This is a genomic window from Catenovulum maritimum (genome assembly GCF_001050375.1).
In the GTDB taxonomy this organism is placed as follows: domain Bacteria; phylum Pseudomonadota; class Gammaproteobacteria; order Enterobacterales; family Alteromonadaceae; genus Catenovulum; species Catenovulum maritimum.
Map to the genome: position 1 here is coordinate 15653 of NZ_KQ130494.1, position 16836 is coordinate 32488.

Annotated in this window: 18 protein-coding genes; 12 read left to right on the forward strand and 6 right to left on the reverse strand. The window is 39.9% G+C overall.

Annotated features, from left to right (window positions below):
• Window positions 1-6: 6 nt before the first annotated feature.
• The 7 genes from argS (at window position 7) to XM47_RS12650 (ending at window position 7395) form a co-directional block, all read left to right on the forward strand.
• Window positions 7-1749 carry an arginine--tRNA ligase gene (gene argS, locus XM47_RS12620; RefSeq protein WP_048693105.1) on the forward strand — a complete coding sequence of 581 codons (1743 nt, stop codon included), beginning with the start codon at window positions 7-9 and terminating at the stop codon, window positions 1747-1749.
• A gap of 604 nt (window positions 1750-2353) precedes the next feature.
• Complete coding sequence (locus tag XM47_RS12625) at window positions 2354-3115, forward strand: DUF3450 domain-containing protein (RefSeq protein WP_048693108.1); 762 nt, start codon at window positions 2354-2356, stop codon at window positions 3113-3115.
• Window positions 3115-4476, forward strand: a complete 1362-nt coding sequence (locus tag XM47_RS12630; RefSeq protein ID WP_048693110.1) for a MotA/TolQ/ExbB proton channel family protein — start codon at window positions 3115-3117, stop codon at window positions 4474-4476. The genes XM47_RS12625 and XM47_RS12630 overlap by 1 nt, the downstream gene beginning before the upstream one ends.
• A 1-nt stretch (window position 4477) precedes the next feature.
• Entirely contained in the window at window positions 4478-5002 is a 525-nt protein-coding gene (locus tag XM47_RS12635; protein WP_048693112.1) for a MotA/TolQ/ExbB proton channel family protein, read from the forward strand.
• Window positions 5003-5013: 11 nt separating this feature from the next.
• Window positions 5014-5412 carry an ExbD/TolR family protein gene (locus XM47_RS12640; protein WP_048693116.1) on the forward strand — a complete coding sequence of 133 codons (399 nt, stop codon included), beginning with the start codon at window positions 5014-5016 and terminating at the stop codon, window positions 5410-5412.
• A gap of 1 nt (window position 5413) precedes the next feature.
• Window positions 5414-6028, forward strand: a complete 615-nt coding sequence (locus tag XM47_RS12645) for an energy transducer TonB (RefSeq protein WP_048693118.1) — start codon at window positions 5414-5416, stop codon at window positions 6026-6028.
• A gap of 65 nt (window positions 6029-6093) precedes the next feature.
• Window positions 6094-7395 (forward strand): tetratricopeptide repeat protein, encoded by a 1302-nt coding sequence (locus XM47_RS12650; RefSeq protein WP_048693120.1) that lies wholly within the window; start codon window positions 6094-6096, stop codon window positions 7393-7395.
• A gap of 1478 nt (window positions 7396-8873) precedes the next feature.
• Here XM47_RS12650 and XM47_RS12655 read toward each other — a convergent pair.
• The gene (locus XM47_RS12655) at window positions 8874-9053 is read right to left on the reverse strand and encodes a hypothetical protein (RefSeq protein ID WP_048693121.1); all 180 of its coding nucleotides are present in this window, start codon (window positions 9051-9053) and stop codon (window positions 8874-8876) included.
• 484 nt (window positions 9054-9537) lie between these two features.
• Complete coding sequence (locus tag XM47_RS12660; RefSeq protein ID WP_048693124.1) at window positions 9538-10683, reverse strand: patatin-like phospholipase family protein; 1146 nt, start codon at window positions 10681-10683, stop codon at window positions 9538-9540.
• Window positions 10684-10969: 286 nt separating this feature from the next.
• Between XM47_RS12660 and XM47_RS12665 the strand changes: the two genes are divergently transcribed.
• On the forward strand, window positions 10970-11443 hold the full coding sequence (locus XM47_RS12665; RefSeq protein WP_048693126.1) for a CreA family protein: 474 nt from the start codon (window positions 10970-10972) through the stop codon (window positions 11441-11443).
• 115 nt (window positions 11444-11558) lie between these two features.
• On the opposite strand, the gene fldA is transcribed toward XM47_RS12665, so the two are convergent.
• The 4 genes from fldA to suhB all read right to left on the reverse strand — a co-directional run bounded on the left by fldA (window position 11559) and on the right by suhB (window position 14034).
• On the reverse strand, window positions 11559-12083 hold the full coding sequence (gene fldA, locus XM47_RS12670) for a flavodoxin FldA (RefSeq protein ID WP_048693129.1): 525 nt from the start codon (window positions 12081-12083) through the stop codon (window positions 11559-11561).
• 26 nt (window positions 12084-12109) lie between these two features.
• Complete coding sequence (locus XM47_RS12675) at window positions 12110-12310, reverse strand: DUF2788 domain-containing protein (protein WP_048693132.1); 201 nt, start codon at window positions 12308-12310, stop codon at window positions 12110-12112.
• Window positions 12311-12352: 42 nt separating this feature from the next.
• Window positions 12353-13117, reverse strand: a complete 765-nt coding sequence (locus XM47_RS12680) for an alpha/beta fold hydrolase (protein ID WP_048693134.1) — start codon at window positions 13115-13117, stop codon at window positions 12353-12355.
• A 113-nt stretch (window positions 13118-13230) separates the two neighbouring features.
• Window positions 13231-14034: an inositol-1-monophosphatase gene (suhB, locus tag XM47_RS12685; protein ID WP_048693137.1), complete on the reverse strand. Its 804-nt coding sequence runs from the start codon at window positions 14032-14034 to the stop codon at window positions 13231-13233.
• 220 nt (window positions 14035-14254) lie between these two features.
• Between suhB and trmJ the strand changes: the two genes are divergently transcribed.
• The 4 genes from trmJ to mntA all read left to right on the forward strand — a co-directional run bounded on the left by trmJ (window position 14255) and on the right by mntA (window position 16832).
• Window positions 14255-14980: a tRNA (cytosine(32)/uridine(32)-2'-O)-methyltransferase TrmJ gene (trmJ, locus tag XM47_RS12690; RefSeq protein ID WP_048693140.1), complete on the forward strand. Its 726-nt coding sequence runs from the start codon at window positions 14255-14257 to the stop codon at window positions 14978-14980.
• Window positions 14981-14983: 3 nt separating this feature from the next.
• The gene (cysE, locus tag XM47_RS12695) at window positions 14984-15799 is read left to right on the forward strand and encodes a serine O-acetyltransferase (RefSeq protein WP_048693145.1); all 816 of its coding nucleotides are present in this window, start codon (window positions 14984-14986) and stop codon (window positions 15797-15799) included.
• Between the two features lie 61 nt (window positions 15800-15860).
• Window positions 15861-16022 (forward strand): hypothetical protein, encoded by a 162-nt coding sequence (locus tag XM47_RS19130; protein ID WP_154665752.1) that lies wholly within the window; start codon window positions 15861-15863, stop codon window positions 16020-16022.
• Window positions 16023-16451: 429 nt separating this feature from the next.
• A complete protein-coding gene (gene mntA / locus XM47_RS12700; protein WP_048693147.1) occupies window positions 16452-16832 on the forward strand; it encodes a type VII toxin-antitoxin system MntA family adenylyltransferase antitoxin in 381 nt (126 codons plus the stop codon).
• The last annotated feature ends 4 nt before the right edge of the window (window positions 16833-16836 follow it).

Sequence of the window (16836 nt, forward strand, 5' to 3'; positions counted from 1 at the left end):
AGTAGCATGAAATTAAGAGACATATTAACCGATAAAATTAAAGCTGCTATGCTTGCTGCTGGCTTACCAAGCGACGCTGAGCCACATATTGCACTGAGTAAACAAGCACAGTTTGGTGACTACCAAGCTAACGGCATATTAGGTGTCGCGAAAAAATTAAAAACGAATCCGAGAGGCTTAGCCGAGAAAGTTGTAGCTGAATTAGAAATCAGCGACATAGCTGAAAAAGTAGAGATCGCAGGCCCAGGCTTTATTAATATCTTTTTAAACAAGTCTTGGTTAGCTCAACAATTACAAAGTGGTTTTTCAGATCCAAGAAAACTAGTTACAACAACTGACAAGATAGATACCTGTGTTGTCGATTATTCATCACCGAACCTAGCCAAAGAAATGCATGTAGGTCACTTAAGATCGACAATTATTGGTGATGCTGTTGTCCGCGCACTTGAGTTCCAAGGGCATAATGTCATTCGTCAAAATCACATGGGTGACTGGGGTACACAATTTGGTATGTTACTCGCTCACCTTAACGACAAGTTAGCGTCCGAAGAAGTAGCAGAAACCGCACTCGCTGATCTAGAAGATTTTTACCGCCAAGCTAAAGTTAGATTTGACGACGAAGAAGGATTTGCTGATAGAGCCAGAGAATACGTTGTTAAGCTACAAGGTGGAGATGCGGAGTGTTTAAAACTTTGGCAGCAGTTTATTGATATCTCTATCACGCATAGTGAAGACGTTTACAAAAAACTAAACGTAACCCTAACGCGCAAAGATATTCGCGGTGAAAGCGCATATAACGATGATTTAGCACCGGTAATTAAAGAATTAACAGATAAAAATATTGCAGTTGAAGACCAAGGCGCGAAAGTCGTCTTTATTAATGAACTTGCGAATAAAGATGGCGATCCTTCGGTATTTATTGTGCAAAAATCAGGTGGTGGTTTCTTATACTCGACAACAGATTTGTCTGCTGCTCGATATAGAGCACAAACTTTAGATGCAGATCGTATTCTAATCTTTACAGATGCGCGTCAAGCGCTTCACTTCAATCAAGTTGAGATAGTTGCACGAAAAGCGGGTTTTATTCCTGAATCTACTCAATATGAGCACTGTCCTTTCGGTATGATGATGGGACAAGATGGTAAACCATTCAAAACTCGTACTGGTGGCACGGTTAAGCTAGCTGAGCTATTAGACGAAGCAATCGTTAGAGCGAAAGCACTTATTGCTGAAAGAGCAATTGACCTTACTGAAGAAGAGCAAGATGAAATTGCACAAAAAGTGGGTATTGGCGCAGTAAAATATGCTGATCTGTCTAAAAACAGAACTAGTGACTACATATTTAACTGGAAAACCATGTTGAGCTTTGAAGGCGCCACTGCACCTTACCTACAATATGCTTATACACGAGTTCATTCTATCTTATCTAAAGCCAATAATGTTCAAATAGATACACTGGGCTCAGCTATCAAGATAGAAGCAGATCAAGAAAGAGCACTAGCCATTAAACTACTACAGTTTGAAGATATACTAACTTCGGTTACGGCCGATGCGCATCCACATTTGTTGTGTGCATATTTATACGAGTTAGCTAGCTTGTTTATGACTTTTTATGAAGCATGCCCAATTCTGAAAGATGACGTCTCTGAGCAAGATAGAAATAGTCGTTTAGCGATTAGTTACTGGACTGCCTCTGTGATCAAGCTTGGTTTAGATATCTTAGGTATCGAAACTATGAATAAAATGTAACAAATAAGCTGAATTGTTAGCACTTATGCGAAGCGTGGTAAATTCGTCAAAAGTGCTAACAAAAAGTAACACAAAGTTATAATATATTGTTTTATTTCCCCTGCTAATTAGACCCATTCGGCCGAATCCATCATTCTATCTATACTCAGCGTAAAAACACTTCAGATCGGCATGACAAAAACCCATTTTTTATTTTAACATTCGTTATTTTTATAAATTTTGTGATTAGTCTGCATACACAAAATCTATTTGTTTTAATAAATGAGAAGGCATGGATTTTTACATTTGTTTGTTTTTTGGCCTGTATTTAACCAAATGTAAATCTATATTGTAAAAAAAGGCTTATTTATTGTTTTTTTTTATAAAAAACTTTGCAAAACATACCCTACTTTCGCTAAGATTTATGAGCGTCTATACAAAGAGATCTTTAGTTGAGCGTTCTCTGGTTAGAAGCTTAATTATGATTAAAAAAAATAACTAAATAGTTTGGGGATCGAAAGGTCTATTTGTTAGTGAATTAGTTACAAAAATAACTACTAACTAAGAAGACTAAACCTAAATTAGCTAGTCTTAACCATTTCATTTATTGGGAATCGTGTCAAAGATGATTAAAAGCAAAAAACTCGCTTCCGCAGTTGCCGTTGCTTGTGCAATGACTCTGTCGTCAGTTGCGTATGCCGACCCGGTTGAAAAACTGCATCAAGAAGAACTTGTTATTAATAAAGCAGGTGTTAAATCACAAAAACGTGTTGAATCAATTTTCGAGCAATCGATCGATTTATTATCTGAGTACCGTCAAATCGTTGACCAAACAGATAACTTACGCGTTTATAACGACCACGTACAAAAACTAGTAAAAAACCAAGAACGTGCAGTTAGCTCTTTACAATCTCAAATTGACAGTATCGAAGATACTAAAAAAGGTGTTGTACCTTTAATGTACAAAATGCTTGATTCTCTTGAGCAATTCATCAAGCTTGATATTCCAATTGAAGTTGAAAAGCGTAACGAACGTGTTGAACGTATCCGTCGTTTAATGACTGAACCAAATATCACGACTTCAGAGCGTTACCGCCAAGTATTAGAAGCTTACCAAATCGAAAATGATTACGGTTCTGCTATTTCTGCTTACCAAAGTAAAATTGACGGCATCACAGTAGATATGGTTCACGTTGGCCGTATTGCTTTATTAGCACAGTCTTTAGACTCTAAAAAAGCATGGGTGTGGGATAATTCATCTCGTCAATGGACTGCTTTAAATGATGAATATTTGAAGCCGGTTAAAAAAGTAATCCGTATGGCTAAGAAACAAGTTGCACCTGACTTGATCCAAGTACCAGTATTCGCTTCGGAGAGTGCAGAATAATGAAACAATTAAAGACAATCTTAACTGCTTCAGCTCTAGCTTTATCATGCATGACATTTGGTTCTTATGCTGATTCAAGTGCGTTAGACAAGTTATTGCAAAGCGTAAAAGCTGACCGTGTATCAGAAGCTAAATTAAACAAGCAACGTGAAGCTGAGTTCAAAGCTGACCGTGATAAGCAACAAGCTTTATTAAACAAAGCTAAAAACGATTTTGAAGACGAGAAGAAGCGTCAAAAACGTTTACAACAAACTTTTGCTGACAACGAAAAACGTATTGCTGAAAAAGAGCAAGAGTTAGACGATGCAAAAGGTACACTTGGTGAAATGTTCGGTGTTGTTCGTCAAGCATCAGGTGAAACTGTTGGTCGTATCGCAACTTCAATCGTTAGTGCACAGCCTGGTTTAGATAACAGAACAGAACTTTTATCTAAATTAGCAGAAGCTAAAGAGTTACCTAAGTTAAACGAATTAGAAGACTTATGGTTTGCACTTCAAACTGAAATGACTGAATCTGGTAAAGTAGTTAAATTCGACAGAACAGTTGTTGAGTTAGACGGTTCAGAAAATACGCAAACAGTTACTCGTGTTGGTACATTTAACTTACTTTCTAATGACAAGTACCTTAAATTCAACACTGAAAGTAGCCAAGTAGAGCCATTAGGTCGTCAACCAGAAGGCTACATGGTAGATGCAGTATCTACATTTAATGCAGCTACTACTGGTTTCGCGCCTGTCTATATCGATCCATCACGTGGTGCGATTCTTGACATCTTCAAACAAAAAGCAACGCTTGAAGAAAGATTCCATCAAGGTGGTTTACCAGGTTACGTAATCACTGTTGTATTAATCTTTGGTGTGTTAATTTCAATTGAACGTTTCATCACGTTAACAGTTGTTGGTGCTAAGATTAAATCACAACTTAAAAATGCATCTAGCCCACAAGCTAACAACCCATTAGGTCGCATTTTAAGTGTTTACAATGAAAACAAAAATGTTGATACAGAAACGTTAGAGCTTAAGTTAGACGAAGCTATCTTACGTGAAACGCCTCGTATTGAACGTGGTGTAAATGTAATCAAGATTTTAGCTGCAATCGCACCATTATTAGGTCTACTAGGTACAGTTACAGGTATGATTGGTACGTTCCAAACAATTACCTTATTCGGTACTGGTGACCCTAAACTAATGGCTGGTGATATCTCAATGGCACTTGTAACAACAGCGCAAGGTCTAATCGCAGCATTACCACTTATCTTCTTACACAGCGTAACAGCGTCTAAGAGTAAATCGATTGTTCATGTTCTTGAAGAACAGAGTGCTGGTATCGTAGCTTCGCATGCGGAGCAGGAGCGTAACTAATATGCTTTACCTAATAGACATTTGGGAAACTGTTAGGGACTTTATATCAACTGGGGGCGATGTACTCTATATCGTCTTCGGTGTGCTTGGCTTGATGTGGATTTTAATGATTGAAAGATATTGGTTCATGTTTTTGGAATTTCCAAAACTTAGAAAACAAATCATTCAACGTTGGGATGACAGACAAGACACGACTTCTTGGTACGCGCACCGTGTGCGTGATACCTGGATTTCAGAAGCATCGGAATTATTGAATGCAAGAATTCTGTTGATAAAGACCTTAGTGGCAGTTTGTCCATTGATCGGCTTATTCGGTACAGTAACAGGTATGATTTCAGTATTTGAAGTTATGGCTGTTCAAGGTACAGGTAACCCTAGATTAATGGCTTCCGGTATTTCCATGGCAACAATACCAACTATGGCTGGTATGGTTGCAGCGCTTTCAGGTGTTTTCTTTAGTTCTAGAATTGAAATGCGTGTAAGAGTGGAAGTAGAAAAATTAGTGGATAGTTTGCCACATCATTAGAGAGATTTGTTATGGCTCGTAGACATCGCAGAGAAGAAGAAGATGCCGCGATCGATATGACACCGATGCTCGACATCGTGTTTATCATGTTGATATTCTTTATTGTAACGACATCATTTGTAAAAGAAGCTGGTATTGAGGTGTTAAAGCCTGAAGCTAGCCAAGCTGAATCAAAACCTAAAGCTAATATCTTTATTGCAGTTACTAACAACGGTGATATTTGGATGGACAAGCGTCAAGTTGATATTGACCTAGTACAATCAAATATTGAGAAAATGTTAGCTGAGCAGCAAACTGATACAGTTATCATCCAAGCAGATGAAGAAGCTAAACATGGCAAGGTTGTTAAAGTCATGGACCAAGTTAAAGCTGCTGGTATTGATAAAATAGTAGTCGCGGGGAAAAAATAATATGATCCGCCTACTGTTATCCATACCGATAGGCATCGCGATAACATTTGGTTTATTTGTTTTGATGGCGGAACTAATTGCGAATAATGCTCGCAATGATGAAAAACCAGAAGAAACACCACAAATTAATATCGTGATGGAGAAGCCTTCTGAGAGTGTTCAGAAAATTCAAAGGTTACCACCGCCACCACCACCGCCACCAGCTGCGCCGCCACCGCCGGAGCAGCCGCCACCGGAGACAAGTAGTGTCGACGCTGGTGCAATTAACATGTCTATGCCAAGTATTTCGGCAGGCGGGTTAAACACGGGTTTAGGTGATATTAGTGGCGCAATGATGAAAGATGGTGATATTGCACCTATCTCTCGCTTTGAACCAAGATATCCACCACAAGCTAGTCGTGATGGCATCGAGGGCTGGGTTAAGCTTAGATTCTCAATTGATACAGATGGGTCTGTTACAGACATCGAAATTATTGAGTCTCAACCTAAACGTATATTCGACCGTGAAGCGAAAAAAGCTTTATCAAAATGGATATACAAGCCAAAAATTGAAGATGGTAAGCCTGTTAAGCGTCCAGGTGTAGAAGTCCAACTAGATTTTAATTTAGGTGACTAACCTTACATTTGTTCTATTAATTAGAGGTAAATAACTAGATTCTAGTTATTTACCTTGGAGAAAGTATGAAACTCTCAAGATTAATTCTGACAGCGTTATTATATGGTTCAGTTGTAACTGGTGTATCTTTGCCTAATCTTGCTGTAGCAGCGGAAGAGAAAAAGAAGCCGGCTAAACCTAAAACGCCTGAACAGATAGCTCTAGAGGCTAAAAAGAAGAAAAGACCTGTCGAGGTTATGTCTGAGAAAGTGGGTAAACAAGTAGGTGAAGCCTATACACTCGCGCTTGAAGATAAACTGAAAGAGGCCATCGCTGCTTTTAAAGAAATTGAGCCTAAAAAAGAATTTGATAATGCTTATGTAAATAGGCTATTAGGTATTTTATATGCTCAAGATGGTGATTATAAGTTAGCTTATAAACATATTAAAATTGCAGCTGATTTAGATGTACTAGGTTGGGATGACCAAGCTAGCAGTTATCAAATATTAGCGACTTTAAGTTTGTCTGAAGAAAAGTATGCAGACACTATCATGTATTATGACAAGTGGTATGAATTCACTTTAAAGCATGATGAAAATGCGTACGCGGCAAAAGCTTACTCATACTATCAGTTAAAGCAGTATGACAAAGTAATCGAAGAGTCAGACAAAGTAATTAAATATGCTAAGAAGCCTAAATCTGATCCTTATCAGATGAAGATGACAGCTTATTTAGATACTAAGCAAAATGATAAAGCAATTGAAGTCGCTAATGATGCACTTAAAGTATTCCCTGAAGATAAAAAATGGTGGTTGATTTTAGGCCAACTTTATTTATCACAAGAAAACTTTGAAAAAGCATTATCATCTTATGTACTAAGTGAAAAACAAGGCTTCTTTACTAAAGAAAACGAATATATCCTGTTAGGTCAGCTATATTCTATGCAGGGTACACCTTACAAAGGTGCTGTAATTCTTGAAGAGCAAATTAAAAAAGGCTTAGTTAAGAAAACTGCTAAAAACTTAGGTTATATTGCGACTTATTATCGTCAAGCAATGAACTTCGAAGAAGCTGCTGATACTTACATGCTTTCTGGTGCTGAAAGTAATGATCCTGAAGATTACCGTAAAGCGGGTGAGTCATATAATCTAGCTGGTGATTATAAAAAAGCGATAAAAGCATACAAAAAAGCATTGGAGTTAGATTCTCCAAAAGCGGATTTGGTTAAAAATGCATTAATCGATGTAAGTTTTTATGCTGAAGATTATAAGTCTGCATACAAGTATGCAAAAGAAAGCTTAGAGTCTAAAAAATATAGTAAGTCAGCTAAAGGTTGGATTGCTTATATTAAAGAAACAGCTAAACGTAAAGGCGTAGATTACGATTAATCTATTGCTTTAACTTGCTTCATAAAATACCTCAACCTTGGTTGGGGTATTTTTTTATCTGAAATAACGACAAGACCAGCATATAAACTGGGTGTTAATTCTTGTCGGATGGCGCCTAGGCTTATCCGACCTACGTTTTTTTGTGTTGTTTGGTCGTGAGGTTTAAGCTTTACACCTGTAGGCGCGATGCTGGCTTACAGGGATGTAAGTCGTAGGCAATGCATGGAGCATATTGCCGATAGCTCGCGCTGTTTGTGTAGGCTGTGCTGAGGTTTGGGTGTTGCTGGTTGGTTTGCGCGTGCGCTTTCGGTTTTGGTGCAAGCTGTGCTTGGGGTTTAAGGCTTACACCTGTAGGCGCGATGCTTGCTCGCGCGTTTTGAGGTTTATGCAGGTGTTGGTGTATATTGCCGATAGCTCGCGCGGTTTGTGTTGGCTGCGCTGTGGTTCAGGTGGTGCGTTAGTTCTCGCGCCAGCAAGCTTGACGCCTACGGGTTAGGTGTTGTTCAGAGATTGGTGTTGGCTACGCTGAGGTTTGGGTTGGTACATTAGTTCTCGCGCCAGCAAGCTTGACGCCTACGGGTTAGGTGTTGTTCAGAGATTGGTGTTGGCTACGCTGAGGTTTGGGTTGGTACATTAGTTCTCGCGCCAGCAAGCTTGACGCCTACGGGTTAGGTGTTGTTCAGAGATTGGTGTTGGCTACGCTGAGGTTTGGGTTGGTACATTAGTTCTCGCGCCAGCAAGCTTGACGCCTACGGGTTAGGTGTTGTTCAGAGATTGGTGTTGGCTACGCTGAGGTTTGGGTTGGTACATTAGTTCTCGCGCCAGCAAGCTTGACGCCTACGGGTTAGGTGTTGTTCAGAGATTGGTGTTGGCTACGCTGAGGTTTGGGTTGGTACATTAGTTCTCGCGCCAGCAAGCTTGACGCCTACGGGTTAGGTGTTGTTCAGAGATTGGTGTTGGCTACGCTGAGGTTTGGGTTGGTACATTAGTTCTCGCGCCAGCAAGCTTGACGCCTACGGGTTAGGTGTTGTTCAGAGATTGGTGTTGGCTACGCTGAGGTTTGGGTTGGTACATTAGTTCTCGCGCCAGCAAGCTTGACGCCTACGGGTTAGGTGTTGTTGAATAAATTGGTGTTGGCTGTGCTGAGGTTTGGCTTGGTACGTTAGTTCTCGCGCCAGCAAGCTTGACGCCTACGGGTTAGGTGTTGTTCAGAGATTGGTGTTGGCTACGCTGAGGTTTGGGTTGGTATGTTAGTTCTCGCGCCAGCTTTCGGTAATTGCTCCCTGCATTACTCTACGACTTACATCCTTGTAAGCCAGCTTGACGCCTACGGATAGGTGTTGTTTAAGAGATTGGTGTTGGCTACGCTGAGGTTTGGGTTGGTATGTTAGTTCTCGCGCCAGCAAGCTTGACGCCTACGGGTTAGGTGTTGTTTAAGTGAGGCTAAATAGGGAGTTAAAAAGTCGAATAAAACCAACTTAAAGTTCAAGAAAGTCTCTAATATCATCCATTTGCGCTAACGCATCATTAAAGCCCAATTCAATTAACTCACGGCAATAACTTTGCTCAAACAACAAATAGCTAATTAAACTCGAGTTTTGAACTGTATTGGCGTTTATGCCCAATAAACGAAGCAAGCCTCTGATTGACAATGGCATACACTCATAATGCTTAGCCGCTATTTCATTAAAGTTAGCTGAAGGGTTAATCTGAAAGGTTTCAGCTTTGTAGGCGCGATGCTTGCTCGCGCGTTTTGAGGTTTATGCAGGTGTTGGTGTATATTGCCGATAGCTCGCGCGTTTTGTAGGCTACGCTGAGGTTTGGGTTGGTATGTTAGTTCTCGCGCCAGCAAGCTTGACGCCTACGCAACTGTGTTGTTTTCGGTTTTGGTGCAAGCTGCGCTTGGGGTTTAAGGTTTACGCTTTGTAGGCGCGATGCTTGCTCGCGTGTTTTGTAGGCTGCGCTGTGGTTTGGCTTGGTATGTTAGTTCTCGCGTCAGCTTTCGGTAATTGCTCCCTGCATTACTCTACGACTTACATCCTTGTAAGTCAGCTTGACGCATACAGCATCTGTGTTGTTTAAGAGATTGGTGTTGGCTGCACTGAGGCTAAATAGGGAGTTAAAAAGCCTAATAAAACCAACTTAAAGCTCTAGAAAGTCTCTAATATCTTCCATTTGCGCTAACGCATCATTAAAGCCCAATTCAATTAATTCGCGGCAATAACTTTGCTCAAACAACAAATAACTAATTAAACTCGAGTTTTGAACTGTATTAGCGTTTATGCCCAATAAACGAAGTAATCCTCTAATTGAAAGTGGCATGCACTCATAATGCTTAGCGGCTATTTCGTTAAAATTAGCGGAAGGGTTAATTTGAAAAGTTTCGATCGACTTTAAACCGCTCATGAGTTTTTTTTCTGGTGTGAGTAAATCAACGGTTTGATTAATTCGACTCATCCTTTCCAAATCACCAGTTAAAGCTTCACTGAAAATAGTATCTAACAAATGACCAACAATCGCACCACCGCTAGGTGGAATGGCAGTATCACCTTGAACAAAAAAACGGTTTTTAGGTTGGTCCATACCAATAATAAATATTTTTTCAGCACCTAGGTGAATTGGAGGGCTGAGAGGCGCTAACTGATGAATTGACCCATCTGCAAAATATTCTCCATGGAGCTCAATAGAAGGAAATACCATAGGGATGGCTGCTGATGCCATCAGGTGTTCTATTTTAATTTTACTCTCAATACCGCGGCGTTTAGCGCGCTTCCAAGGTTCAATATCGTGTCTAGACTGAAATAAGCAAACAGAATCACCAGAGTGATAAGAAGAAGCGGTAACAGACAAAGCTTTTAAATAGCCTTGCTGCAAGTTTAAATCGATTCTATCTAAATCCAGTAACTCAGTTAATAATTCCGCAAGTGGACGATTATCAAACCAACTGTTGGTTTTTGGGGTATAGATTTGGTCCGATTTAAACGGCGACATATTTTTCAGGATATTACGATAAATCGTTGAAAAATTGCTTTTATAAACCATCTCGGTTCTAAAGTTTTTCCAAACCCATTCAAGTTTTTTAACGCCTAAATGATAGCAAGATGCGTAACAAGATAGAGCGGTCCCATTAATAGCACCAGCAGAGGTGCCGCTAATAACCGGAAAAGGGGTCACATGATTACGAGGCAATACAGTTGCAATCGCTTTAAGCACACCAACCTGATAAGCTGCTCTTGCACCACCGCCTAATAATAACAAACCAAATTTGTCTCTATTTTGTTTAACCATAATACCTCAAATGACAGTTTAAAATGGCGAGAACACTCCGGTGTATTACCGGAGGCTTGAAACCTGATCCTAAAGCTTGGCTCTTAAAGTGTGATAGTACGAAATGCAAAGTCGCTGATTTTGGTTAATACAATTAAATTGGCATAAAGCACAAGCAACAATTTAACAGCAGTGAGAACCTAAAAGTCCAAGTTTTTCATACACTCATAGTTATAGTATAGTTTGAAAAAAATTAAGTGAAATAATTTATCTTAATCATTCAGAAAATAGCACAAGGACAAATTCAATGAGAAAATCCCTGATAGGATTGTTACTCAGCTTAGGCGTAGTTGCATGTAGTGATAATGAAGTCGGCAATGTGAGTTTAGGCTTATTCACCACACAAGATATTAAAATTGATAGCCTGACTGACCCGATAGTGACAGGAGTAACCTGTCATATTGCTAGTATAGAAGCTGATTTAAGCTTATCTGACCCATCTGATAGCTCAATTGCTTGTCGGCAAACTGGTGCCATTACACCTGATATGATTGCACAAATAGATAAAACTGCTTCTGGTGAGATTGTATTTAAGAAATCAAAAAGTATATTTTTTAAATCAATGAAAATTCGTAGAATTTGGGATGCTAAAAACCAAACGCTTATGTATGTATCATATTCAACTAAAGAAACCTCTGGTAGCTTCAAACATAGTTTGTCGACTGTGCCATTGTGGGGAACAAAAGCTTATACAAGTCAGCTAGAAACAGCGAAAAAGTAGTAGGGATATTTTGTCGGGCTGTTGGTAATTAGGCTCTGTTTAGATACATAGTGTAGATAGGAACAGAGCCAATATAGATAAGTGAACTTAAGCGCTTAATTATCTCGAATTTGAGTTATTTAAACTCGTTTAAGCACATCTCTTCAGTGATTTGCTTGCACCAAGCTTTAACACGTTCATCGGTTAATTCTGGTTGGCGATCTTCATCAATACCTAAACCAACAAAGTGATCATCATCAGCTAAACCTTTAGAGGCTTCAAAATCATAACCGTCTGTTGACCACTGGCCAACCAAAGTTGCACCTTTACGCTCAACAATATCGCGTATCATACCCATAGCATCTAAGAAATATTCCGAGTAATCTTCTTGATCGCCACAGCCAAAAATAGCAACAATTTTATCTTCAAAGCTAATTTCTTCTAAATCGGGGAAAAAATCATCCCAATCACATTGAGCTTCGCCATAATACCAAGTCGGTATACCAAACATTAAAAAGTCGTATTCAGCAATTTCTTCTTTCGTTGATTTAGCAATATCTTTAACATCCACTAAATCTTTACCCAGTTCTTTCTGGATCATTTTTGCGACCGCTTCGGTATTACCTGTGTCGCTACCAAAAAATAAACCCACTACAGCCATGATAATTTCTCTTCTTTAATTCAAAATTAGGATTCAAAAAATACTTGTATTAAGCCTTTTACTAAAAAGCCAGCGCAACCTAAAAACAATACTAACCAGACCATTATTTTACCGAATTTAGGCACATTACCTTTGTTCAGTACGTCATGAATAGCCATACCGATTAATGCAAATAATACTGAAATACCTAGATAAAAACTGAGAGTTTCAAATTGCTCAAATGACATGCTCTGATTTCACTTTAAGTTGGATACATTTACGGCGGCGGATCATAGCACAAAGTCAGCTAAAATTTTATTAAAAATAGCTGGTTTTTCAGCATGTATCCAATGTCCTGCAGATTGCACAACTTTGGCTTTAGCCTGAGGAAAAAGTCGAACAATAGCTTGCTGGTAAGCTTGAGTAATATACTCAGACTGACCACCTTTAATAAACAAACACGGTTTATCATAAATCTTATCTATGTTGGGGAAATCACAGACATTAGGATAATTTACAGTTAGCCCGCTTATATTACATTTCCACGACCAAGACGAATCTGTCTTAACTAAGTTTTTGAGTAAAAACTGACGAGTACTCATTTCTAAAACATAAGCTTGTAACTGCTTATCGGCATCGCTTCGTGATTTTAAATTAGCTAAGTCGACAGCGCCTAAGCCAGCTAAAACATCTTGATGACGGTTAGAGTAGGTGACTGGTGCAATATCTTCTACGATTAGTTTCTCAACTAATTCAGGCGATTGCAACGCCAGCGTCATTGCAACTTTACCGCCCATAGAATGGCCCAGCAAATAGCAAGAGTTAACTTCAAGCTGACTGAGTAAGTCAGCTACATCTTGAGCCATTAGTATGTAATTGTGCTCTGACGAATGTTCAGATAAACCATGATTACGTAAATCAATATTAATGACTTGCAGATGTTCAGAGAAAAATTTAGCCACAGAAGCTAAATTATCTGAGCTACCAAATAGCCCATGTAACAATACTAAGGTTTTGTTTTGGTTATTACCTGATATTTGATAATTGAGTTTCATTATGATTGCCCGAGCGGGATAAATGACAGAGTTTGTAAAAAAATAGGTACTAGCTTTAACTAGCACCTATATAAATACCTAAACTGGTGTGAGTAATGAGTAAGCTTTAAAACTTACTTTTTTAACTCGTCAGTTAAAAAAGGCTTTATCTCTTTTAATGTTTGACCAACTAATCTACCGTTACCGCACACTATGTTTCCTGATTTTAAGTAGTTATGGCCACCAACAAAATCAGTCATCATACCGCCAGCTTCACGTACGATTAAATCACCAGCAGCTATGTCCCAAGGTTTTAAACCTAGTTCCCAATAAACATCGATTCTACCGGCAGCAACATAAGCTAAATCTAGGGCCGCAGAACCAGCACGACGAATATCGCCACCTAGTTTAAACATAGCGCCAAAAGTACCCATGTAAGCATCAAAGTGTTGTTTCGCTTTAAACGGGAAACCAGTCGCTAATAAAGTACCGGTCATTTCTTTTTTGTTTGCAGCACGAATTTTGAACTCATTCAACTGAGCACCAGCGCCTTTTACAGCGGTAAATAATTCGTCACGGATTGGATCATAGATAACAGCAACTTCAGTTTTGCCTTTAACTTGTAAAGCAATTGAAACTGCAAAATGAGGAACTCCACGAGCAAAGTTAGTTGTACCATCTAAAGGATCAATAACCCAAACAAAGTCTTTATCTTCGCCTGGTTGATGGCCACCTTCTTCACCAATAAAGCTGTGGTTAGGGTAAGATTGACGAATAGTTGCGATAATCGCTGCTTCAGCTTCATTATCAATATTCGTTACAAAGTCGTTGTCAGTTTTGTTACTAATCGTAATTCTGTCTAATTCAGAAAAACCACGAGCGATCACGTGTCCAGCTTTACGCGCAGCGCGCACAGCTATAGTGAGCATTGGATGCATTTGTCTTACCCTATTTTTTAAAAGAACTAAATTTCGGCGGCGATTATAGGGCAAACGAACAAAACTTGCTAGGGCTCGTGTTTAAAAAACACCCTAATTATCGCCACGCAATACACCAACTAAAATCTGAAACTAGCCGCTTTAAGTATCTTGGGTATGCTTATGGTATATGTTAGAATGCGCGCCTTTCTAAATCGTAGAACAAACTGGATCGCCTGACATGCTTGATAACATTCGCGTTGTTTTAGTCAACACATCTCATACTGGTAACATAGGCTCAACTGCTAGAGCTATGAAAACAATGGGATTATCTAACTTATGGCTAGTTGATCCAGTATCAGAACCAGACAGCCATTCATCTGCACTAGCAGCTGGCGCAACCGATGTTTTAGGAAAAGCCAAAATTGTTAGTACACTAGACGAAGCGATTCAAGGCTGTCGTTTAGTGATTGCGACAAGTGCGCGAAGCCGCACCTTATCTTGGCCAACACTAGACCCAAGAGAATCAGGTTTAAAATTGATAGAAGAAGCCAAAGGTGGTGAAGTCGCTATTATATTCGGTCGTGAAAACAACGGTTTAAATAATGAAGAACTGCAAAAGGCACATTTTCACGCAATTATCCCTGCGAACCCAGAGTACAGCTCACTTAACTTAGCTGCCGCAGTGCAAATGTTATGTTACGAAACTCGCATGGCTTATTTACAGCAAGATAGTTACGAAAAGAAAGAAGAGCCATATCCACTGGTTGATGACATGGAAAGATTCTATCAACACCTAGAAGAAACGTTAACCAAAACTAACTTCATCGTTAAAAACCACCCAGGTCAAGTAATGGCTAAGTTTAGACGACTATTTAACCGTGCCAGAGTTGAATCCCAAGAGCTCAATATTTTACGTGGCATGCTATCTTCGGTAGATAAAATCGCGGATAAAAAGGACGATTAATTAATGTTTTCTAGACTAAAAGAAGATATTCAGTCTGTTTTTCATCGTGACCCAGCAGCCAGAAATTTTATTGACGTACTGACTAATTACCCGGGCATGCATGCAATTTGGTGTCACAGAATTACCCATCCGTTATATAAAAATAACTGGAAATGGTTAGCGCGTTTTTTATCTAATATTGGTCGATGGATGACAGGGATCGAGATTCACCCTGGTGCAACTATAGGTCGTCGATTTTTTATCGACCATGGTATGGGGGTCGTGATTGGCGAAACCGCAGAAATTGGCGACGACGTGACTTTATACCACGGTGTTACATTAGGTGGTACTAGCTGGAATAAAGGAAAACGTCACCCAACACTAGCTAATGGTGTTGTTGTTGGTGCAGGCGCTAAAGTACTTGGGCCAATTTACATAGCCGAAAATGCCAAAATAGGCTCTAACTCAGTTGTGGTAAAAGACGTACCTGAAGACGCGACTGTAGTTGGTATTCCGGGCAAAATTATACCGCCTAAAAACGAAAGAAAGGTAGACGACGCTCGCTCTGCCATAGCGAAAAAATATGGTTTTGACGCCTACGCTGTGAGCGCTGATAACCCAGACCCAATTGCAAATCACATAGGCCAAATTTTAGATCACTTACACTTAATGGATAGTAAAGTAGCTGAAGTTTGCCGCGAAGTGAAAAAAATGGGTGGCGATGTATGCGACCAAGCCATACCTGGCTTAACCATTGACGACGCTGACATTACATTAGCAGAACAAAACGCAGCCCGAGGCCGCGAAGCGAAACAAGAATCCTTCGACCCTCAAATATAGACAACAGGGCGACAACCCATCGCCCAATCTCCCAAACAACACCACCCTGTAGGCGTGCAGCTTGCGCACGCGAGAACCAACCAGCAACAGCCAAACCCCAAGCGTAGCCAACACTAAAACAACCAACCAACACAAAACCGTAGGTGTCAAGCTTGCTGGCGCGAAATACACAGTAGAACAACCCAATGCAATTACCGAAAGCACGCGCGAGACCAACCATTAACACCGAAACCCCAGCGTAGCCAACCCAAAACGCGCGAGCTATCGGCAATATGCTCCATGCATTGCCCTACGACTTGCATCCATGTAAGTCAGCATCGCGCCTACGAGGTGTAAACCTCAAACCTCGTCGCCAAACAACACAGATCCCGTAGGCGTGCAGCTTGCGCACGCGCAAACTAACCAGCAACACACCAAATCCAAGCGTAGCCAACCCAAAACGCGCGAGCAAGCATCGCGCCTACAAGGTGTAAACCTCAAACCACGTCGTCAAACAACACCGCCCGCGTAGGCGTGCAGCTTGCGCACGCGAAATACACAGTAGAACAACCCTATGCAATTACCGAAAACCACTAGCCACACAAAAACATAGAACCCAAATAACAATTAGGCTAACATTAAAACACGGCTATCAGACAATACCTGACACAAATTGACCCAACAAACGATACAAAAAATAATTCAACTTGCATCTAACAATCAAGAAATTGAAATCGTCTGGCTTTACGGCTCTAGAGCGAGAAATACGGCTCGCCAACACAGTGATTACGACATAGCAATTGCGTACAAAACTTTCTACTCAGAAAAAATAAAATCAACAGAAAGAATTCAAGAACAACAACTAAATTGGCAAGATGAATTAGGGTACGACATCAAGCTAAGCCTAATTGATATCAACCAAGTACCAATTTATCTTGCATTTTCAGTGATCGCAGAAGGCAAAGTGATACACTCAGCAAATGAATACAGGCTAATAAAAGAAGAACAGCGAATCATGAACCAGTACGAATTTGCCAATAAATCAGCGGGATAAAACA